The organism is Anderseniella sp. Alg231-50, from assembly GCF_900149695.1.
Classification (GTDB): Bacteria; Pseudomonadota; Alphaproteobacteria; order Rhizobiales; family Aestuariivirgaceae; genus Anderseniella.
This window is the reverse complement of record NZ_LT703007.1, coordinates 343,143-365,660: the sequence shown is the minus strand read 5'-3', so window position 1 is coordinate 365,660 and position 22,518 is coordinate 343,143. Positions and strand designations below refer to the sequence as shown.

Sequence of the window (22,518 nt, the reverse complement as noted above, 5' to 3'; positions counted from 1 at the left end):
GCCGTCGGTGAGGGTCAGGCCTGAGGTGGTATTGGTGAACGCCAGGGCATATTGCGTGTTATCTGTTGTTGCAGGGCCATCGGCGCCGAACAGGGCGGTGATATCGACCAGTGCTTCAGTGGTGGAAGCAGCAGCAATTGCATCGCCATTGGTGTTTACAACATGAGGATCGTCGCCTTTGGTGATGGCGCCGGTGTTGATCACCGAGGTCACCCCGGTTGACGGCGACCCGGCATCCTGATCGCCTTCGTCAAGTGCTGCGGTTACCTGATCATCTGCGACGGCACTCACCACCGGTGCATCGTCAATCACTTCGACCGATGTGACCGTGCTGGCTGTCTCGCCATTCGTGTCGGTCACGAACAGCGAGATGTTGGAAACTACAACACTGCCGTTACCAGGCAGATTCTGCAGTGGCCCCAGCAATTCGACTTCTATGTCTGCCGTTCCGGTGTTGTCAGCGGGAATAATACCGCCGTTCAATGTGAGTGATATCCGGATGACTTCAGTGCCATCGACAGTGCCAACCAGATTGCCGGTCGAAGAATCGATAGCCCATACAATCGGGGCGGAGAGGCTCAAGTCGAGGCCGGTCACCTGTATGCCCGACTGGTCGGGAGAAAAGGCAATAGCATTTACCGTGGATGACCCGGCAAGGATGGTGATCTGCGAGCTGTCGGTTTCCCCGGTTTCGCCCGGTGTCGTACCAATGCCGTCCAGATCGGGTTCCTCGACCAGCAGAGCCTCCGGTGACACGCCGATGATCTGAGGTGGGATGTCTTCGCCTTCGATCAAAACCCCTTCAAATTCCACCGGATCCGTGAACTCCCGGTCGAAGGCGGTCGGAGGCAGCAATTCCGTGAGATCAAACGGGTCACCTATCTGCCCTGGTCCGGCAGCAAAATTGCCGCCGCTGCTGGCCGGTGCCGTGGGTTCACTGCCATCTTCACCCGCTGCCGTTTGTGTGTTCGCGGAATTGATCGCCGAGACCATAACGTTTGCCGGAATCTCAATGCCGGCCGCCGTCTGGATGGTCGGCACATTGTTGACGCCATCGCTGATCACGATCAAAGAGCCGTCCGTGCCGCGCAGAACGAGATCATTACCGGAGACCAGCACCGCCGCCAGCTGGAAATCCGCCGGCAGCACAACCGGTTGACCCTCCGTGACGGTCACCGTTTCCCGGATAGCTGCAGTGTCTATCTGGTCGGTTTTCGCGGTGGCCGACCCGGTTGTGTTGTTGTCGGTCCGATCTTGTTGCGCGATCGGGTCTTCCTGGTCATTATCCCGCACTATGGTGCGAGCCTCGCGGAAAGATGGGGCAATACGCGCGTCAACCAGTGTGTTCGAGGAGACCGGACTCGACAGCACAATGGAGAAATCCTCCACCGCTTCTACATGGCCATCGTCATAAGTCTTGAGCGTGAAGCTGAACCCGGTTTCCTGGGCATTCGAGTCAATAGTTATTGTCAGCGGACCGTTACCGTCTCCGGTAACAGTGAAACCTGCCGGGGCCGCCGATTTGACGGCGTCGGCAAACTTGGAGGTGAAGTCCGCATTTTCTACCGGCGTGTATGATCCGCTATTGTCCAGCTGCAGTTCCATCTGAACGGAATGGGACTGTCCTGTTTCGGGCACCGGGCCGCCAGCCGACAGCTGATAACTGGCGTTTCCGCCTTCAACGACGCCATCGGTTCCCGAAATCTTCCATTCCGGTCCCTGTGCAGCCGGGACTGTCTCTGAACCGGTGGTTGCTTGTGCAATTTGAGTCGAGGTATGTTCGGAAAGTTCCGTCTCCGGATTTACCGATTGCCCGGTTGAACCCGCCTCGTCGGCAGGACCGTTCGAATAGTCTGTCATCTTGTGCCATCCCTACATCTTCCGGCCACTGCCGGCGTGCAATTTTAACTGACCTGTTTACTCTTTATTAACGGAACAATGGGGCGTCCTACACAACGAGTCCATGCCCGGGCAACGGTTTTTTCACGCAAAACACATATTATGATATGAGGAGGCTGCGAATATAGCGAAGAAAGCACCAGTTTCGCGCCGTATGGTCAACGGATAACGCAATGAAACATATTATGATATGATATGAGGAGTCGATGAATGCTGAAACAACAATCTATAGCGTACCGAGTGGGCTGAACATGGAAACCAGGGTGTTGCAACACAACAAATCGCGGCTGGCAGTGCGTCTGGAGGGCGTGTACTGGCAGCAGCTCGAGCAACTTGCCAAAGCAGGAAAACAGAGCCTCTCAGCACATGTCCATTCCCTGCTTTCGCGGGTCCCCGACAAGCAGAACCGTGCTTCATTTCTGCGCTGTCATTGTCTGCAGGCACTGAATTCACAATTGCAGCACAACGTGTCGTTTCCGGGAGGGAGCAATCTCGGCGAGATCATTACGGCATGTCCCAGTCCGGTTTTCGTCGTCTCCCGGGATCGCAAGATAGTCGCCTTCAACCCGGCTTTCGTGTCGTCCGTTCTCGAAGCAATGAAAGACGAGGATGGCGACCAGCCCGCCTCTCCGAGACTCACATTCAACCAGCCGTTCAAGAAAATCGTCGAGTACCTGGCCGACAATCCAAACAAGGTAGTCTCGGGTCAGGTAGGTTTCATGACGGACACGGCGACGCTGCAGAGAAGTGTGCGCTTCGCACTGCTGGACCGGTCGTTGGGTGCACGCAGCCCTGTGGTGGTGTTTGTCGAGGCCAGTTGATACCTGCCAGGTCGTGTGATCAACAGATGAGCATCAGCCGCTAGCCAGCCGGTCCTTGAGCGCTTTCAGCACACGATCCTTGGGCCCATCTGCAGCCACCTTTCCATTTGCTATGACCACGAGCCGGTCCACGAGTTCGAGCATGCTGTAGCGATGCGTTGAAACGATCAATGTCTGATCGCTGGAAAAACTGCTTTTCAGTTCTCCAATGAGGGCACGTTCACTTGCCAGATCCATGGATCCGGACGGTTCATCGAGAAACGCTATCCTGGGTCTTCTGATAAATAGTCTGGCAAGGCAGACCGACTGACGCTGGCCACCTGACAGCAGGGCTCCACGCTCGCCGACTTCCATGTCGTATCCGGAGGGATGTTTCATCGTGAAATCGTCTACACCGGACAATCGCGTCGCGCTCAGGAACTCCTCGTCGGAAACATCTCCCGCGCCAAGCAGGATATTTGATCTTACGGTGCCATGAAACAAGTCGGAATCCTGCCCTGCCACGCCAATCGCGCGCCGCACCGTATGTGGATGGTGTTGGCGGATATCGACACCGTCAATCAGCAAATGCCCGGTTTGGGCATGGTAGATTCCGGCAAGCAAACGGCCAATGGTGGTTTTCCCAGAACCGATTTTCCCGATGATACCGACCCGCTCGCCCGGGCGGATTGTAAGGTTGAATTCCGACAGTGCGGGTGTCGGTGAATTCGGGTAGGTCATCGAGACTCCGCGGAACTCAATCAAGCCTGGCTCAATGTCAGTGTTGACGAAGTTCTTGCCCAATGGCCTTTCGCTCTCCAGGCGCATCAGTGCATTCAGTGTCGACAGTGCGGCAAACGATTGCTGTGAACGAGCAAGCAGCGATGCGAACTGCCCGAAAGGTGCGACGCTGCGCCCGGCCAGGATCACACAAGCAATGATGGCGCCCATGGTAATCTGACCAGCGTCGAACATGTAGGTGCCAGCCAGTACCACGCCGATGGTCACCATCTGCTGAACCGCTGTCGTGACGTTGGTGATCAGTGCCTGCAGCTTTCTCGAGCGTTCCATTGTTTTGGCCGTCTTGCCGACCAGGCCTTCCCAGAGACGCTGCAGGACACCTTCGGCCCGCAACGTCTTGATTGTCTCAAGTCCGGCAATGGATTCCACGAGCAGCGAGTGTCGCTGTGCAGCTTCCTTCTGGGTCTTGCGTGCCGCGGAACGCAGTGGCAGTTGAATGGCCAGGCCGAATATCACCACCAGTGCCGCACCGATTACCGGTACCGCAGCAATCGGACCTCCGATCTGGTAGATCACGAACACGAACAGGCCAAAGAAACACAAATCCGTCAGTGTTGCGAGCGTGCTTGAGGTAAAGAAATCGCGCACGGCATCGAATTCCCGCAGTTGGCTGGCAAAGCTGCCCGTGGTTTCTGGCCTGTCGCCCAGTTTCAGCGACATGGCATGGGAAAACAATCGCGTAGCCAGCAGAACATCCGCCCGCCGGCCTGCAGCATTTGTCAGCCAGCTGCGGATGTTTCGGAACAGAAAATCGAACAGTATTGCCAAGCAGACTCCGGACGCCAGCACCCAAAGCGTTGAAACAGCCTTGTTCGGCAACACCCGGTCATAGACGTTCATGATGAACAGTGGCGACGCCAGTGCGAGAATGTTGACAAGGGCGGCTGCCAGTATGACCCGCACATACGCTGGCCAGAGTTTGGCCACTGCTCCCCAGAACCAGTGTCCCCTGAATTCTGAGGAGGCCTGTACCACGTCTGCAGCCAGTTGGGCTTCAGGCTTGACGAGAATCGAATGACCTTCATAGGACGGCGCAAGACTGCGCAATCTGATGGTCGTTTGGGTGCCGGTAACCGGATCGTATATGTCTGCCCTTTTGCCGCGCTTCTTTTGAAGCAGGACGCATGCTCCCTGGTCTTTCAACAACAAGATGGCAGGTAATGCGATCGGATGGATCTTGGCGAGAGGTCGCTTGACAATGGCAGCCCCGTATCCGGCCCGCTGCGCCGCTTCAATGAAGAGGTCCGGAGTCAATCTGCCATTGACCAGCGGCAGACCGGCCAAAGCGGAGTCTACAGAAACTTCGCGGTCAAACAGGCCGGAGAGAAACAGCAGGCACCGCAGCAGGGGGTCCTTGCTGTCTCCCGACACATCGACGTCGCCTGAGTGAACGTTCATTTACCAGCCATCCATGCGTTAAGTATCGCCAACTGCCGAGTGTTCTTCGCCGGTTTCCGCCGGCAGTTTTCCGTGCGCGACCTGTGCTCGGTACAGGTCATGCTCCTCGGCATTAGTCGCGAAAACCCGCTGTCAGTACAGGGGGCCTAAACCTGTGTTGGCGCGGTCCGGCTCATGCCTTTCGTGGGTCTCGGCTTCAGGAGTGGGAGGCACCTTCATCAGATCGCGGGCATATGCGTCTGCACCAGGACGCGCGCGCACACCAAGTGTTGACAGCAACTGGCCGGTTGCAGCGAGAATCCTGTACCGGGCAAACCTGACCGCTGTTTCGGATGTCACCACCGCACTTTGGGCTGAAAAGCGAGTGTTCTGCGTGTCCAGCACGTCGAGGAGGGATCGTTCGCCAATCCCGAATTGCTGTGAGTAGGACTCCACCAGACGGCCAATCGTACGTTCCTGCCTGCGCAGTTCCTGGAGCCTGCGCCGCTGTTGTTTATGGGTATTCCAGGACAGTCGGACAGCTTCTTCCACGTCTCTGGAAATCTGGTGCAGTTTCATCCGGCTTTCATCAACGCGCCGCACCTGTTCCTGAACATTCGCCCTGTCGATGCCGCCATTGAGCAGGTTCCATGACATGACAACGTTGCCCTGTATGTCATTGTCCTGGCCGCGAATGCCTGACACGTCGTCGCCAGCTGACGCACGTCCTTCAAGGCTTAGTTTCGGGGCGAACCGGGCCTTCGCCTTGCGTACAAGTGCATCTGCCGCGTCAATGTCGGCCTGGGCAATCTTGATGGACGGGTTGTTGACGCGCGCGTGCCCGATGGCTGCACTCAGCGAAGGTGGCAAACGCCTGGTGATCGGTCTCGGCTGCGACATACGTCCCGATGATCTGCCGACCAGTTTGAGAAACCGGGCCTCTGCCGCGGTGAGATCTTCCTTGGATTCAGCCAGCCTTGCTCGCGCTGCAAACAGGCGTTCTTGCGCCTGATCCCTGTCGGCGGTGCTTATCGAACCGCCACTTGCTCCTCTGCCTATTCTGCTCAGCAGACTGCGGTGATAGCCTTCGTTCCGTGCCGCGATGGTTACAATCCGCCTCAGGCGGAGAATGTTCAGATACTCTCTTGTAACGGCAAGAGCGATGAACTCGCTGCGCTCAAAAACCCGGAATGATGCACCGTCGACTCGGGCCGCTTGACGCTCCACTTCCGACCGGCTTTCAAAGCCATCAAACAACAACTGCCTTGCAACAATGCTTGCGTCGCGGCGCAGGAACACATGATCGTCGTCGCCGTTCAATCTGGTCGTCGCACTGTCGCGCAACTCGCCGCCGATGCGCGCTTCCAGATCCACTCTGGGTCTGAACAGTCCGCGCCCCTGTTCCAGTTCAAACTCAATAGCTTCGCGATTTGCTATCGCCTGGCCGATTTCCGGATTGCTGTCAACGGCAATGCTGACAGCTTCGGTGAGAGACATTGCCTGGCCAGGGCCGATCAGAGCCCACAAGAAACCAGCCGCTGCAAAAGTCCGTTTGCCAAAAAAACGCATTACCATCCCTCACCAGACCAGCATACTCGTTGCGCCGAAATGAAACAGCATGGCGCACTTGTAACTGGAAGTCCTTATTACACATTTTTGCCATACAGAAGTAAAAAAATCGTGCCCAAAACTCGTTTTCCTAGAATTTGTGTCTTTTGGGCAACACAGTGAAACTTCCACAATTCACCACTGAGATTTCGGGTGGAACGGTTGTCCTGTTTCTTGCTCATGTGCATCCACCATCCGGCAAGACTCCGCCGATTGTTTGCCGAATCAAGTTAGTTCTTATGCTGATCATTGGCGTTATTGCAACCAGATTGAAGCAACGCCCGTTTTAGTCTATGCGCGCAACGCCCATGTCATCCAGAATGGTGTAGACCGCAGGCACGATGAACAGCACCAGCACGGTGGTTGCCATCAGGCCGAATGCAAGGCTTGTGACCAGCGGCACCAGAACCTGGGCCTGCAGCGAGGTTTCCGTCAACAGCGGCATCAGCCCCACAACTGTTGTGAGCGAGGTCAGCAGGATCGCCCGGAACCGGGCTCCGGCGGCCAGTGGTGCCGCCTCGGCCACGGAGTTTGTGTCGCCGTGATAGTGCTTGATGAAATTGACCAGCAGGATCGAGTCATTCACAACGATTCCGGCCAGCGCCACGAACCCCAGCATTGACGGCATGGTGAAGTCCAGGCCAAGCAGCATGTGCCCGCCAATCGCGCCAATGAAGGCGAACGGGATGATGATCATCACCACAAGCGGCTCGATGTAACTGCGAAACTGGAACGAGAGCAGCAAGTAAACCCCGATCAGCCCAAGCACGAATCCGCTCAGCATTGAGGCCTGGGTTTTTGCGGCGTCCGCATTGGCGCCTTCGAAACTTGACGACACACCGGGATGGTCCTGTTTCAGTTTCGGCAGGAACTGGTCCCGGGTGTCAGCAAGTATCTCGGTTGAATTGCCGAAACGGCTGTCCAGTTCGCCCTGGATGGTGACAGTGCGGCGTCCGTCCACACGGCGGATGCGCGAAAACCCGCGGCCGTTTTCAACCGTTGCAACGACACTCAGCGGAATCTGGCTGCCGTCCGACGCCGTGACGGTGAAGGTGTCCAGGTCAGCCAGTGAATCCGAGCTTGCGGCATCGAATTTGACATTGATTTCGTAGCTTTCCGCGCCGGACTGGATCTCATCGACCTTGAAGCCATAGAAACTTGACCGGATCTGGTCGGCAATCGTGCGTCCGTCCACACCCAGCGTGGCTGCCCCGTCACGCAGCGTAATGCGCAATTCCGGTTTTCCTGGGCGCAGGTCGTCCGTAACATTGTAGACGCCCGTGTAGCGCCGCAACCATGTCACCATTTCTTTCGCTGCCGCTGACAATTCCGCCAGGTCGTTGCCCATCAGCCGGATGTCGATGGCGCGGCCGCCGGGGCCAAATGTGCCCTCGGTAAAGTTCAGGGTCACCACGTCGGCGAGCTCACCTGTTTCAAAACGCCATTGCTCGATCACGTCGGTGATCTGCGAGGTTCTTGTTTCTGAATCGAGCAGGTCGGCAATCACCGTTGCCACATGGGGCCCGGTCTCACCCGCATCTGAATTGAAACTGAACCGATGCGTTATGCTGCGCACCAGTTTCTGGCCGCCCGGTTGCTTCGGACTCAGGCGGGCATTCACGGTCTCCAACGCCTCGTCAATGCGTGCGACCACGGCCTCGGTGCGCTCAAGCGGCGTTCCCTGAGGCATCATGATGCGGGCTTCCATGACATTGCCGTCCAGGTCCGGAAACGGAGAAAACTTGATCAGGCCGCCGACCATCGCTCCCACCGCAAGCAGCAGCACGCCGATCGCGGCACCAAAGGTCAGGTACCGCCATGTCACAGCTATCCTGGCCAGCGGGACGACAAGGCGGTCGCGAAGCCAGTTGACGCCGGTCTCGACGGCCTGCTGGACCCGGCCCTGTTTGGAGCCTGACTTTTCAAGCGCATGATACAAATGGTTGGGCAGAATGAGAAAGGCTTCGACCAGCGAGACGATCAGCACGAACAGCATGACAACGGGCACCACGCGCAGTATCTGGCCGATATCGCCTTTCAGAAACGCCAGCGACCCGAAGATACAGGCTGTTGTGGCAAATGAGGCGAATACCGAGGGCAGCACCTGTCCGGCGCCATCGATGGCTGATTGCTTGCTTGAGCTGCCGGCGGCGTACCTGCTGGCGATGTTCTCGGCGATCACGATGGCATCATCCATCAACAGCCCGATCACGATGAGCAGTCCAACCATGGTCAGCATGTTGATGGAATACCCCACCAGCACCATCAGGAAAAACGCGCCTGCGAACGAGACCGGCAAGCCGGCGGTCACCCAGAATGAATAGCGAAATCCGAAAAACAGCCAAAGCACCAGGAACACCAGCGCAAGACCGAGGACAGCATTGTTGATCAGCAGGCGCAGGCGGTCGGAAACGATTGACGACACGTCATTGGTAACAGCCATCTTGACGCCGGGGGGCGCTTTTTTCCGGGCATCGCCAAGGAAGCCGTTTACCCGTTCGATCACAGTCAGTGTATCCTGGTCCGTTGTCTTGGTAATGGACAGGATGGCGGCAGGTTTGGCATTGAAATCAATGCGTTGTTCATCCAGCTTGAACCGGTCAGTAATATGCGCGATATCGCCCAGGCGTATTTGTCCACCATTGCTGGCTGAGACAACCACCAGGTCGCGGAATTCATCCACCTTGCGTCGCTCCCCGGCATAGCGCACCAGAAATTCGCGGTCTGTCGTCTCCAGGCTGCCGGACGGCAGGTCGATCGATTCCTTCTGCACTGCGCGTGCGACGTCTTCTGCCGACACGCCGAGACTGCGCAGGTTCGGCCGGGAAAGCTCGATGCGTATCTCATGGTCGGAGAAACCCAGAACCTCGATCTTGGGTATGCCGCCCCAGAGTTTCATCTGGTCCTTGATGTACTCCGCATAGGCCTTCAGGCTGACCGGATCTTTCGGTCCGGTGATCGCCACCGATGCGACAAAGTCCGTGCGGCCAAGTTGCGAAACCACCGGGCGTTCGACATTTTCCGGAAACTCCGTAATACCGTCGACCGCATTGGTAATGTCGGATGTGAACCGGTCCAGATCAACCGTGTCGGTTTTTTCGACCGTGACCGTGGCAATGCCTTCGAGCGCCTCGCATATGACCTCAGCGACGTTGTTGACGCTGTCAATGGCATCTTCAATCCGCTGGCAGACGGCCTGCTCGACCTCTTCAGGCCTGCTGCCTGGCCAGACTGCTGTGACCTGCAACTTGCTCGGTGCAATGCGTGGAAAGGTTTCACGCTGCAGGGACGGAAAGGAGAAGATGCCGAGGGTCAGAAGGCCCAGCATGACCAGGGTTGCAGCCGTCGGATGTCGGACGAAATACCCGATCATTTGATGTTGTCCGCAAGCTGGCGCTGAATCTCGGCCTCCAGTTTTTCATCCCTGGTGACGCGCAGCAGCATGCCTTCGATTGCCGGCAGCAGGTCGGACACAACGACCCGGTCACCGGGCTCCACGCCAGAGCGGATAACGACATTGCCTTCCTGCGCCAGGCCGGTTTCCACCGGCCGGATGACCAGCCGGTTGTCCTTGTCGGCAAGGTAGAGGTTTTCATCGTGCAGGGCGGAGCGGGGCACTAAAATCTGATCGGCCAGTTTGCCGGCCCGTATTCTTACTTCGACAAACATCCCCTTCGACAGCGGTGGGCGTTGCCCGGGCCTGGCTGTTTTCCAGGTGTCCTGTGCAGTAACGATGGCGCCTATCGAGCGGGTCTTGAGATCAATCGTATCGGAAATGCGCGAGAACCGGGCAGGCCACATGATTTCGGTCTCACCGGCGTTCAGGTGAATAGTGGCGGAAAATCCCAGTCGCTTGACGACATCACCGATCGTTTCAGGTGTTATACCAACGGGGCCGTCGCCACGTGTCGTCGCTCTGGCCAGCGCTGAAAACTGGGCCAGCGGCACCTGTGCCTCGACTTCGGCAGTCTCGATGCCATCGGCAGCGACAAGCACCGATCCAACTTGTGCATACTGGGCTATTTCGACAGAAACCTCGCTGATACGGGCATCGAAAGGCAGCGCAATTCGGGTGCGGGCGAGGTTCAGCCTGGCCTGGTCCAATTCGATCTGGTTGAGTTTTTTCTGCTCCACGAGCGCGGCGCGTTGCGATGGTATCAGCTTAAGCGTGTTCTCCAGGTCCTGGACCTTCTTGCGTTGCACCAGCGTATCACGGGTCTCCTGGTCAAGCGCAGTTCTGGATGTCGCGCCGCTGCGAACCAGTTCTTCCTTCCGCGCCAGCTCGCGCTCCCTGATCGTAAGGGACTGGCGTTCGATTTTGAGGCTGGCCTTGGTGTTGTCCTCGGTCAGGTCAAATTCGGTAATCTGCGCATCGGCCCGGCTGATGTTGGCTTCCGCCTGGGCAATCGCAAGTTCATAGTCGCGCGGTGAAATTCGTATAATCTCCGTCCCGGCGGGCATGATCGCGCCGCGCATGAGGCGCGGGTGCTTGTACTCAACCTCTCCGGCCGCCTGCACAACAGCCTGCCAGGTTTTCGCTGGCTGTACGGTGCCGAAACCACTGACAGCGGGGATCAGGTCAGCGCGCACAGCCTCGATAATGCGGACATTGCGGACTTCTTCCTGCGGCGCGGTTGTCTGCGGCGGCTGGCGCTGGTTGACAAACCACCAGACAACGAAGACACCCAGCAAAATGGGTGGCAATATCAGAAGTTTACGCCACATGACTTGAGCCCTTGCTTGAACGTGAATCAGCCCCGGTCCGGGGTGCTCATACTTGCAGGGATATGGGACGTAATCCAGCCCCGGAATCCGGCGCTAATGCGGCGTCACATACGAAAAAGCGCACCCGGTCGGGACCAGGTGCGCATAAGTGCTGGATTGTGGCAGGCGACGGTTGCCTTATGCCGCGTCCTGAATGTGTTTCACGGCTTCTTCTGTCGACCACACAGCGTTGGCCATGTACCGGAAATTGGTCAGGGCGGCGAGATAGCCGTCGCCTTCCGGCAACATGGCTGCAGCGGTTGCGTCCTTGACCACGGCAACTTCAAAACCCTGTTCCAGCAGTTCCCGCAAATGGCTTTCGGTACATAAGTTGGCCGACATTCCAGACAGGATGATCTGGTCAACCTTGTGCTTGCGCAATTGCAGTGCCAGGTCGTTGGACTCGTTGCCGTACAGCTTGTGCGGCGAGGTCACGATGGTTTTGCCATCAAAGATGTACGGTTTGTACTGCGGCATGAAGTCAGCGCCGGAGTTCTCGAACCCTTCTGTCGTAAGGCTGCCCTTGCGATCGAACATGCCGATCTTGTGCATCAGTTTTTCAAGCGCACCTTCAAACCGCCAGCCGTGGTCGGTCGGATAGTAATAGTGCGGGGAAACCGCAACGGTCAGGTCCCTGGCTTTGGCGGCGCGGAACAGCGTCTCGATGTTGGCAACCGTGTTGTGGTGTTTGACGCTGGCGCCCACCACGCCCCAGGTCACGCCTTCAGGGCTGAGAAAGTCGATCTGGGGGTCGGTGACCACCAGAGCAGTCCGCTTCAGGTCCAGTTTCATGTCACTTGGTGGCAGGGCAGGCTTTGCAGGCTCCGCATAAGGGTCGTCGGCTGCATTGGCCGCGCCGGAAGCTGCCACGCTGGCGGCTGCCGCTGCACCGGCGGCAATACTGCCTGTGATGGCCGCGCGGCGGTTCACCTTGTTGTTGTTGAAGTCATGATCATTGCACATCTTGAAAACTCTCCTGTTCAGGGGGCGACGGGGTTAACTTGGGGCAATCGATGTGCTTTTTCGTCCAGATGTCGTGCCCAGCTGGGTTTTTCAGTGCTTGAAAGTCCAGAAGCTGCGTTATGGTCTGCACATGCCGTTCGAACGTGTTTTCAATGAAATAGCCGTCAGGGCCGAGCCATTTGCTCTATGCGAGTTGCAGGGGCAGTGTTCGCTTGGTCTCGACAGCCAGTCCGGCACCACGCTGCATTATATTCTGGCAGGCCGCGGGGAACTTGTTTTCAAGGGCCGCACGCCGGTTCCGATAGAGCCGGGCACATTGGTGCTTGTGCCGACACTTCGCTCGCACACCCTGCGCAGCTTTGGTCATCCAGGCACGCCGGTTCCGGATTGTCATCCCGCAGAACTTGATCTTGCATCCCACCTTCGCAGCGATGGCAATGGTGCGACTGAAGGCAAGCTCCTGGCCATCTGCAGCCACGTCAATATCGGCCTGCGTGGCACCAGCGATCTCATCAATCTGATTCGTGAACCGGTGATTGAGAAGGTAACGGCGCAAAGCCCCATGCTGGCGCCCATCGAACAGATGCTGGTTGAATTGTCATCGCCGTCTCTCGGCAGCAGGGCACTGATCCGCGCCATCCTGACCCAGTGCATGATACATCTTCTGCGCAACAGGCTTGTGGCCGGTGATGTCGGTCTCAACTGGATGGCTGCATTGGTGGACGAGCGTCTCTGGACGGCGCTGCGGACCATGCTGGAAAAACCCGGCCATCCGCATTCGCTGGACAGTCTCGCTGCTACAGCAGGTATGAGCAGGTCGTCTTTTGCGGACAAATTTTCCAGGGCCTGCGGCCACGGGCCGATGGAAATGCTGCGCGGTTTGCGCATGCACACCGCTGCGGCATTGCTTGCCCACTCGGACCTGCCGGTGAAACGGATATCCGAGCAGGTCGGGTTTCTCAGTCGCAGCGCTTTCTCAAGGGCCTTCTCGAGCACCTGCGGTACATCTCCTGATACCTATCGCAAGAACCACAGGAACAATCGGGATTGAGCAGGACAGCTCCATTTGGGTTTGCAACCTTCTGGAATGGTTGCTAGCCCATGGATCTGCGATGGCACTTGCGTGAACCCAGCGAGGAAATGAAATGGCCTGGATAGAAACTGTTCCCTATGAGGATGCGGAGGGAAAACTGAAGACCTTGTACGACCGGGTCAAAGGGCCCGGCAACAACGTCGACAATATCATGATGATGCATTCGCTCAGGCCACACACGATGGAAGGCCACATGGCCATCTACAAATATGTCCTGCATCACTCCGGCAACACTATCCCGAAGTGGTTTCTGGAAACGCTGGGCGTCTGGGTCAGTTCGCTCAACGAGTGCAGCTACTGCGTTGAGCATCATTTTTGCGGGCTGCAACGACTCCTGAAGGATGACACCAGGGCGGCGGCGATCCGTGCGGCTGTCGAGGCCCGGGCCATTGACGATGCGCCTTTGGATGGCAGGCAGAAGATCGCCATGGAATACGCCAGGCAACTGACCGAAAACCCAGCCGCCATGCGCGAAGGCATAGTTGCCGAATTACGGTCTGCCGGATACACCGACGGCGAAATCCTCGAAATCAATCAGGTGTCCGCGTATTTCAGCTATGCCAACCGCACCGTACTGGGCCTGGGGTGCTCGACGGACGGAGACATTTTGGGCCTGTCACCGAACAATTCCGATGATCCGGACGACTGGAACCACGCCTGAATTTTGGAAGTTGCTATCCGACAATCCTCGGCCACAGGTCTGAGTCAATCGGATCGCCGCCGGCCAGATCGGGCAGGGGTGGCATTTCCTGCAACCCGTCTCGCGGGTGAAAAATCACATCATCGCCGGCCCAGCGCGAAACATGGGCACGGCGCCTGTGACTGGCTGACTGATTTCCCGGTGAGCCATGAACCGTCAATCCGTGATGCAGGGTGCAGTCTCCCGGTTCCAGGTCGAACCGGACGAATTCCAGCTCGTCGCGCATGGCGTCTATATCGGGCACGTCCGGCAAGGCTTCCTTGTACTGGTTGGAGCCGCTGAAGCTGGCTGGTCTGAACTTCTGGCGCCAGTTGTGTGATCCCTTCACGTACTCGACAGCGCCGGTATTCTTGGTTACCGGATCGAGCGCCAGCCACAGGGTGGAAATCTGATCACCGTCAATGGGCCAGTAGGTCATGTCATGATGCCATGGGGTTCTGGTGGTCGTCCCGGGCTCCTTGATCAGCCACTGGTCGAAGAAGATATTCACCTTGGTCGACTGCATGATCCGGGCGGCTGCTGCGCCTGCCGGAGAATTGAAAACGAAGTCGCGGCAGGTGTCGTCCCGCGTCCAGATGAACGTGTCGTGGAAGAAGCGGCCGCTTTCTTTCCGGTCTTCTGCCAGCTCCGCATGAAGTTCACCCGGGGCTTGCATTGATCGTTCCGCGGCGTCGCGCAGCACTGCCACCCAGTCGGATGAAAACAGCCCGCGCAGGCAGACAACACCGTCTTGCCTGTAGGTTTCGATTTCACTTTCGGTGATGTCGCGCACCGCGCTGGACTGGGTCATGGTACAGGGTCTCAAACGTTGTTGTCGTCAGATTGAAGCAATCAGGCCGCGATACTGGCCGCGGTAGGGATTTGGACATGTAACTGGAAATTCTGTCAATTGACATCTGGCGCAGGCGCAGCATTATGGGTAGTCAGACGGGGCGATCGTTGTTGGACGGAGAACAGACCATGAGGTCGGGTTTCTTGAGCGCGCTTGCGTTCGCCTTGTTACTGCTCACATTCGTTTTTCTACCGGCGCACGCCGATCCTGCTGAACGAACCATCATTACATCGCGGGATGCGGATTACTTCGGGTTTGACCTGAGGACGCAGGCCGATGTGTCGCTTGATCAATGCAAGGCGCTTTGTCTTGAAGATGAACAGTGCCACGCGCTCACCTACACCAGCAAGCAGCGCTGGTGTTTCCTTAAATCCGATCATGGCGTGGCAAAACCGTTCGTCGGCGCGGTCGCCGGGCGACTGGTGGAGAAATCGACGCAACCTGAAATCGCCGCTCCGCCGCCGCTGAATTTTTTGCCGGACTATGTGAAGGCTGAAGTGCGCCAGACGCAGTCTGAAATCGGCAGCCCCGATGCCGCCGAGGCGCGCGGGTTCAACGCGTTGAAGGGTGCAGGGGCAGCAGGCCTGGTTTCGGGGGAAGTTCGGATCGCGCGCGATGCCTATCTGGGTGCACTGAGACTGGATGCGGGTGACGCTTCGCTCTGGGTTGGTCTTGCCAGGGCGGCACTTCGAATGATCCCCGGCCCGGGTGAAAACAGTTACCGGTTCAAACAGACCGCCTCTTCGGCTGCCCAGATTGCCTATCGCGAAAGCAAGAGCACTGCACTCAGGGCCGAGGCATTGGCGGTGCTGGCAGATGCGCTCGACAAGCGGAATCTGTTCCGGCCTGCGCTGGAAGCCTACAAGGCCAGCCTCGGGCTGGTATCGTCGGCGGAGGTGCGCGCGGCCTATAGGGAACTGCGCGAACGCAAGGGCTTTCGGGTCGTCGGCCATTCAGTGGACAGCGACGCTACCACACCACGCATCTGTGTGCAGTTTTCCGAGGCCCTGGTGCGCTCCGGCACTGACTATGCCCAGTTTGTCACTGTAAACGGCGTACCTGCCAAGTCACTGGAGGCCAAGGACAAGCAGGTCTGCGCCGAATGGCTGGCCCATGGTCAGACCTACGCGGTTGGACTTCGGCAGGGCCTGCCATCATCGGTGGGCGAGGTGCTGGAGCAACCGGTGGTTCTGAATGTTTATGTTCGCGACCGTGCTCCGGCAGTGCGCTTTACCGGAGACCGCTTTGTCCTGCCCAGTACGACCCGGCACGGCATCCCGCTGGTCTCGGTCAACACAGACAGTGCCCGGCTTGAGGCCTACCGCGTAGGTGACAGGGCACTCGCCCGTTTGTTGTCCGGCAGTTCTTTCCTGCGCCAGCTGAAAGGTCATGAGGTCGACAACATCAAGCAGGAGCTTGGATCCTCCGTATGGCAGGGCAGCATCGATATTGCCAGCAAGCTGAACAAGGAAGTGACGACAAGCTTTCCGGTTGACAAGGCGATACCCGACCGCAAACCGGGCATCTATGTGCTGACCGCCGTGCCCAAGGACGGCAAGAGCGATCACTGGGACGCCCGGGCAACGCAGTGGTTTGTCATTTCCGATATCGGGATAACCAGCTTTACCGGTGAAGACGGCCTCAACGTGTTTGTGCGCAGCCTGGCTTCGGCGAAACCGCTGGCAACAGCGGATGTGCAACTGGTCGCCCGCAACAATGAAGTGCTGGGGACCACCGTCAGCGATGCCAAAGGACGGGCCAGCTTTGCCGCCGGCCTGGTTCGCGGCGAAGGTGCAATGGCTCCGGCGGCAGTTCTGGTGCGCCACGGCAGCAATGACTTCGTGCTGCTTGACCTGACCAAGGCCGGTTTCGATTTTGCGGACCGTGGCGTCGCGGGCAGGGCATCTCCCGGCGCGATCGATGCGTTTTCGTGGACCGAACGCGGCATCTATCGGCCCGGTGAAACAGTACATGCCTCCGCACTGCTGCGGGACGTATCGGCTCATGCCCTGGGTGGTTTGCCTTTGACCTTCATCTTCCGCCGCCCAGACGGTGTCGAAGACCGGCGTATCGTATCCAGCGACGACAGGCTTGGTGGCCATACGGTGGGCTACGAGCTTCAGGGCAATGCAATGCGTGGCACCTGGACCGTGCGGATGCACACCGACGTCAAGGCTCAACCGGTTGCGGAGATGCGCTTCCTTGTCGAGGATTTCGTACCTGACCGGCTGGAATTTGATCTTGCTGCCACGCCAGCGGAAATTGCCGTAACCCAGCCCGCCACAGTCGCAGTCGACGGGCAGTACCTGTACGGGGCGCCGGCGGCTGGTCTTGGGGTTGAGGGCAGCGTCCGGATCAAGACGACACGCGAGTGGGACGCCTATCCAGGTTACTCCTTCGGCCTGGCGGAGGAACAGGTGGAAACCGTGACCCGCAGGCTCGACGCGGTCCCGGACCTGGACGGCACCGGCAAGGCCGAATTCCCGGTCGTCCTGACGGGAGCGCCGGCGACAACGCAATTGCTCAGCGCCAGTGTCGTCATGCGCGTGCGCGAACCCGGCGGCCGGGCCGTGGAAAGGGATGTTGCTCTGAAGGTCAAGCCTGAGCGCATGGTCATCGGCATCAAGCAGGAAGCTGGCGAGGCGCAGGTCGCGGAAAATTCAACAGCCGGATTCAAGGTCATTGCCGTTACACCGGACGGCAGCAAGGCGCGTGTCGCCGGCCTGAAATGGCGGTTGATCCGCGTAGAACGCAACTACCAGTGGTACAGGACCGGAGACCGGTGGAGTTATGAAGCCATCGACCTGACCCGGCAGGTGATGGACGGGCAGGTCGATGCGCCGGCAACAGGGGAAGCCAGCATATCCGTTCCTGTCGGCTGGGGCCGCTATCGGCTGGAGGTGACCGATCCCCGTTCCGGCGGCGCCGCCGCCAGCGTGGAGTTCAATGCCGGATGGGTTGTAGCCGCCGCCTCCCTCGACACCCCGGACGGGCTCGAGATGGCTTTGGACAAGGCATCATATGCTGCCGGTGATACGGCGCGGCTGACAATCTCTGCACGCCATGCCGGCGAAGTGCTGGTAACCGTCGGCACCAACAAGCTGTCCGACGTCAGGACAGCCAGTGTTCCGGCAGGCGATACGGTCATCGAGATGCCGGTGGGTGCAGACTGGGGAGCAGGTGCCTACGTAACCGCCACGCTGTACCGGCGCGGTGATGCCGAAAAAAGCCGGCTTCCGTCTCGCGCCATCGGCGTGAAATGGCTGCAGGTCGATCCAGAACCACGCAAGATCAACCTGGCTCTGGATGTGCCGGAAAAAATTGCGGCACGGGGACTGCTTGATGTTCCCATGACACTGACTGGTCTCGCCGAAGGTCAGCAGGCCTACGTGACAGTAGCAGCCGTCGACGTCGGTATTCTGAACCTGACCCGTTATGAACTGCCTGATCCGGCCGGCTGGTATTTTGGTCAGCGCAAGATCGGACTGGAAATCCGCGACATCTATGGCCGCCTGATTGACAGTTCGCTGGGTGTCGAAGGACGGATCCGGAGTGGCGGTGACGCTGCAGGCCTGTCGTCTGACGGCAGCCCGCCGACGCAGAAACTGCTGGCGCTGTTTTCCGGGCCGGTGGAAGTGGGTGCCGACGGCAAGGCATCGGTAAGTTTTGATTTGCCGCAATTCAACGGCACGGTCCGTCTGATGGCGGTGGCGTGGTCGAAAGATCAGGTCGGCAGTGCATCCGGCGACGTAATCGTCCGCGATCCGGTTGTGCTCTTGGCATCCGCTCCGAAAGTGATGTCGCCCGGCGACACATCACGCCTGCGGCTGGACATCGCCAACACCGACGGCCCGGAAGGTGATTATGTGGTCGAAATCATCGCGGAAAACGGCTTGTCTGCCGATCAGGGGCTGCTGCCCAACATCGTCAAGCTGGCGCAAGGCGGCAAGACATCCCTGTCTGTTCCCATCTCGGCCACCGGCGTCGGTTCCGGCCAGGTGAGCGTACGGCTGACCCATGATACCGGCATCGATCTGGCCCAGACGCTTTATGTGCCGGTCCGCCCCGCGGCGTTGCCGGTCACGCGGCGCAAAGAGATGACGCTGGCGGCAAATGGCGGCGCCATCGCCCTGGATGAGCAGTTGCTCGCAGGTTCTCAACCTGACGGTGCGATGGTAACCGTCGATGTAACAAGGACGCGTGGTATTAATACGGCATCGGTGTTGGCGTCGCTTGATCGCTATCCCTATGGCTGCACGGAGCAGACCACCAGCCGTGCACTGCCGCTGCTCTATCTGAGCGATCTGCCGGGAGACCCCAAGGCAGAGGATGCGGGCGATGTCGGCAACCGGGTTCAAAAGGCGATTTACCGGGTGCTGGCCAACCAGTCTTCGACCGGAAGCTTCGGCTTGTGGTCGCCTGGCTATGGCGATCTCTGGCTCGATGCCTACGTCACTGATTTCCTGACCCGGGCCCGGGAAAAGGGGTTCAAGGTCCGTGAGAAAGCCATGCTGGCAGCGCTTGAAAACCTGCAAAACGTCCTGTCCTATGACCAGAACGTCAAGGATCGCGGCGGCGGCATTGCCTATGCCCTTTATGTGCTGGCACGCAACCGCCGGGCGTCGGCGGGTGACCTGCGCTACTATGCCGACACCAAGATGGAAGAATTCCGGAGCCCGATGGCACGGGCGCAGCTTGGCGCGGCGCTGGCGCTCTACGGTGATGCTAACCGATCCGGCACGGCGTTCCAGTCAGCCCTGGCACAGGCGCGGAAGGACAAGGGTAACCTGTCACGTTCGGATTACGGCTCCAGCCTGCGTGATGCCTCGGCCATGCTGGCGCTGGCGTCGGAAACCCAGCCCCGGCCGCAATCAATTCCGGCAATGGTGGACCTGGTATCGGCAAAGGCGGCCCGCGACCGGTATTCCACCACGCAGGAAAATGTCTGGATGCTGCTTGCCGCGCGCGGCGTGAGGCAGGCCAATGCGTCGATGAAGCTTGCGGTGGGCGGCACCGATCATGCCGGTGGCTATTCCGCCAGGACGACAGGTGAAGATCTTGCCGCCACACCGCTGGAAATTGTCAATCGCGGGAAGGAGCAGGTGCTGGCAACGGTGAATGTGCTTGCAGCACCGCTGGCGGCACTGCCTGCAGGCGGCAAGGGCTTCACCATCGAACGCAGGTACTACACGCTGGATGGGGTTGAAACCGACGTCAGTCAGGTAAGGCAGAATGACCGCTTCGTTGTAACGATCAGCATCGTGCAGCAGAACAACTGGCCCGCGCGCATCGTGGTCAGCGACCTGTTGCCGGGCGGCTTCGAAATCGACAGTCCGAAACTGGTGGGCAGCGCCGACCTCAAGTCTTTTGAATGGCTGGGCAATGCCAGTGCGGCGCACAGCGAGTTCCGCGCCGACCGCTTTATTGCGGCGTTCGATGTGCGCAAGGGCGGCAACAGGGAGTTCAGCGCGGCCTACGTTGTGCGTGCTGTCTCACCGGGCAAATTTGCCCAGCCCGCCGCCGTGGTCGAGGACATGTACCGGCCCCAGTTCACGGCACGAACAGCACAAGGGCAAATTGACGTAAACCCGGCCCGGCCATGAAACACAAGCCGGGCATTGTCGCACTGGCCCTCGTCGTCATGGTGGCGCTTGCCGCGATGCCGGGCCTGGCGGCCTTGGACGAAGCCTATCCGCCGCCGTTGCCTGAAAGCTCGACACAATCCGTCGAGGTTGTTGATCGTGACGGAAAGCTGTTGCGGGCGTTCGCTGCCGCAGACGGGCGCTGGCGCCTGCCGGTCCGGCTGGACAAGGTCGACCCGGAGTTCGTGCGCATGCTGGTCGCCTACGAAGACCGCAGGTTCTGGCAGCACGGCGGTGTGGACCCGCTGGCCATGATCCGCGCGGCGTGGCAGATGCTGCGTCACGGTCGTATCGTGTCAGGGGGATCGACCATCACCATGCAACTGGCACGGCTGCTCGAGCCGCGGCCTGAACGTTCCTTGACTGCCAAGGTGCGCCAGATGGCGCGGGCGCTGCAGATAGAGCGCCGGCTGGACAAGCGGCGGATACTCGAACTCTACCTTACTCATGCACCTTATGGCGGCAATATCGAGGGAGTGAGGGCTGCCTCGCTTGCCTGGTTCGGCAAGGAGCCGAAGTCACTTGGCCTTGCCCAGGGCGCACTGCTGGTGGCCCTGCCGCAATCGCCGGAACGTCGCCGGCCAGACCGCTATCGCGAGCGCGCGAAAGCAGCCCGTGACCAGGTGCTGGCCCGCATGGCTGAAGGCGGCTTCATCGCATCCGGCGAGGTGGCGCGAGCCTCTGCTGTTCCGGTCCGGGCACGGCGGCTGGCCTTGCCGGCACTGGCGCCTCATCTGGCGCAGCAGGCGCGTTGGTTGCGGCCCACGGAACAAGTGCATCAGGTTACGCTGTCTCGTCCGGTGCAAAAGGCACTGGAAGTGGTGGCATCAGAGGCTGCCCAACGGCTCGGCCCGGATTTGTCGGTTGCCATGATGCTGGCGGACGTCCATACCGGAGAGGTGCTGGCGGAAGTCGGGTCGGCGGGTCTGCTGGACGTCAGGCGGTCAGGCTGGATAGACATGACCGGCGTACCGCGGTCTCCAGGGTCTGCACTCAAACCGTTTATTTATGCACTGGCCCTGGAAGACGGCCTGGTATTGCCGGAAACACTGATTGAGGACCGCCCGGCCAGTTTCGATGGTTACAGGCCGCGGAACTTCGACCTGACCTACCAGGGCGATGTAAGTGTGCGCCAGGCGCTGCAACTGTCGCTCAATGTCCCGGCTGTGAGGTTGCTGCAGGCCACGGTGCCGTCGCGCCTGCTCGGCCGGTTGCACAGGGCAGGGGTTGTGCCAGTGCTGCCGAGGGACAAGGCGCCCGGCCTGGCCATTGGTCTTGGCGGTGTCGGCGTCACACTGAAAGACCTGGTGCAGGCATATACCGTTTTCGCCAATAACGGTCGCACCGTGACGCTTGGAGACGGTGTTACAGGAAGACCTGCCGCCGCTGCGGGGCGGGCGATGTTCTCGCCTGTTGCCACCTGGCACGTGTCCGACATTTTGTCAGGTGTCGCACCGCCGCGTGGTACTGCACGATTGCCGATCGCCTACAAGACCGGCACCAGCTACGGCAATCGAGATGCTTGGTCCATCGGGTTCGACGGACGCCATGTGCTGGGTGTGTGGGTCGGACGGGCAGACAGCGCGCCGGTGCCTGATCTGAACGGAATAACCGTGGCGGCACCAATCCTGTTCGACAGCTTTGCGCGCACCGGACTGAAGTTCGAGGCCCTGCCGCAAGCGCCTGCCGGCGCGGTGCGGATAGAGGCAGCCGATCTGCCTTCCGGGCTCAGGTTTTTCACCGCGCCGGATGCCGGACTGCCGCAGGTCGGCCTGCACGAACCCGCATTGCATATTGTCTATCCGCCGGACGGGGCGCACGTGGACCTTGGCCTGGCGTCGGGCGGGGCTGTGCAACCACTCATGTTGAAGTTGCAGGGCGGACGGCCCCCGTACCGCCTGTTGGCCAACGGTGTTCCCGTCGGCGAGCCGCTGCGGTCGCGCAGTGGCTTGTGGCAGGCTGGTGGTATAGGGTTTTCACGCCTGTCCGTTATTGATGCCCGGGGACGATCTGCCAGTATCAGCGTGTATCTGGAATAG

At 59.3% G+C, this 22,518-nt stretch carries 12 protein-coding genes; 5 read left to right on the top strand and 7 right to left on the bottom strand.

All coding sequences use genetic code 11. The features are described from left to right. The coding region (locus tag DHN55_RS21700; RefSeq protein ID WP_337660656.1) for a hypothetical protein at nt 1–1,860 on the bottom strand (1,860 nt) is incomplete at its 3' end. Between the two features lie 245 nt (nt 1,861–2,105). Between DHN55_RS21700 and DHN55_RS21695 the strand changes: the two genes are divergently transcribed. Then, a complete protein-coding gene (locus tag DHN55_RS21695; RefSeq protein WP_108883629.1) occupies nt 2,106–2,720 on the top strand; it encodes a ribbon-helix-helix domain-containing protein in 615 nt (204 codons plus the stop codon). A 33-nt stretch (nt 2,721–2,753) separates the two neighbouring features. Here the strand turns inward: DHN55_RS21695 and DHN55_RS21690 are convergent, their stop codons facing one another. The 5 genes from DHN55_RS21690 to DHN55_RS21670 all read right to left on the bottom strand — a co-directional run bounded on the left by DHN55_RS21690 (nt 2,754) and on the right by DHN55_RS21670 (nt 12,212). Then, nucleotides 2,754–4,898, bottom strand: coding sequence for a type I secretion system permease/ATPase (locus DHN55_RS21690; protein ID WP_108883628.1), 2,145 nt, complete (start codon nt 4,896–4,898; stop codon nt 2,754–2,756). 132 nt (nt 4,899–5,030) lie between these two features. Then, entirely contained in the window at nt 5,031–6,446 is a 1,416-nt protein-coding gene (locus tag DHN55_RS21685) for a TolC family outer membrane protein (RefSeq protein ID WP_337660655.1), read from the bottom strand. A gap of 325 nt (nt 6,447–6,771) precedes the next feature. Continuing rightward, nucleotides 6,772–9,858, bottom strand: coding sequence for an efflux RND transporter permease subunit (locus DHN55_RS21680; protein ID WP_108883626.1), 3,087 nt, complete (start codon nt 9,856–9,858; stop codon nt 6,772–6,774). Further along, nucleotides 9,855–11,210 (bottom strand): efflux RND transporter periplasmic adaptor subunit, encoded by a 1,356-nt coding sequence (locus tag DHN55_RS21675; RefSeq protein WP_108883625.1) that lies wholly within the window; start codon nt 11,208–11,210, stop codon nt 9,855–9,857. Before DHN55_RS21675 ends, DHN55_RS21680 begins: the two co-directional genes overlap by 4 nt. A 177-nt stretch (nt 11,211–11,387) precedes the next feature. Then, nucleotides 11,388–12,212: an isochorismatase family protein gene (locus DHN55_RS21670; protein ID WP_108883624.1), complete on the bottom strand. Its 825-nt coding sequence runs from the start codon at nt 12,210–12,212 to the stop codon at nt 11,388–11,390. A gap of 97 nt (nt 12,213–12,309) precedes the next feature. Between DHN55_RS21670 and DHN55_RS21665 the strand changes: the two genes are divergently transcribed. Both DHN55_RS21665 and DHN55_RS21660 read left to right on the top strand, forming a co-directional pair. Beyond that, nucleotides 12,310–13,263, top strand: coding sequence for a helix-turn-helix transcriptional regulator (locus DHN55_RS21665; protein ID WP_337660654.1), 954 nt, complete (start codon nt 12,310–12,312; stop codon nt 13,261–13,263). Nucleotides 13,264–13,357: 94 nt separating this feature from the next. Next, entirely contained in the window at nt 13,358–13,966 is a 609-nt protein-coding gene (locus tag DHN55_RS21660) for a peroxidase-related enzyme (RefSeq protein ID WP_108883622.1), read from the top strand. Nucleotides 13,967–13,979: 13 nt separating this feature from the next. Here the strand turns inward: DHN55_RS21660 and DHN55_RS21655 are convergent, their stop codons facing one another. Beyond that, nucleotides 13,980–14,795: a phytanoyl-CoA dioxygenase family protein gene (locus DHN55_RS21655; RefSeq protein ID WP_108883621.1), complete on the bottom strand. Its 816-nt coding sequence runs from the start codon at nt 14,793–14,795 to the stop codon at nt 13,980–13,982. Between the two features lie 170 nt (nt 14,796–14,965). On the opposite strand from DHN55_RS21655, the gene DHN55_RS21650 reads away from it, so the two are divergent. Both DHN55_RS21650 and pbpC read left to right on the top strand, forming a co-directional pair. Continuing rightward, a complete protein-coding gene (locus DHN55_RS21650; RefSeq protein WP_108883620.1) occupies nt 14,966–20,440 on the top strand; it encodes an MG2 domain-containing protein in 5,475 nt (1,824 codons plus the stop codon). Next, nucleotides 20,437–22,518 (top strand): penicillin-binding protein 1C, encoded by a 2,082-nt coding sequence (gene pbpC / locus DHN55_RS21645; protein ID WP_108883619.1) that lies wholly within the window; start codon nt 20,437–20,439, stop codon nt 22,516–22,518. The genes DHN55_RS21650 and pbpC overlap by 4 nt, the downstream gene beginning before the upstream one ends.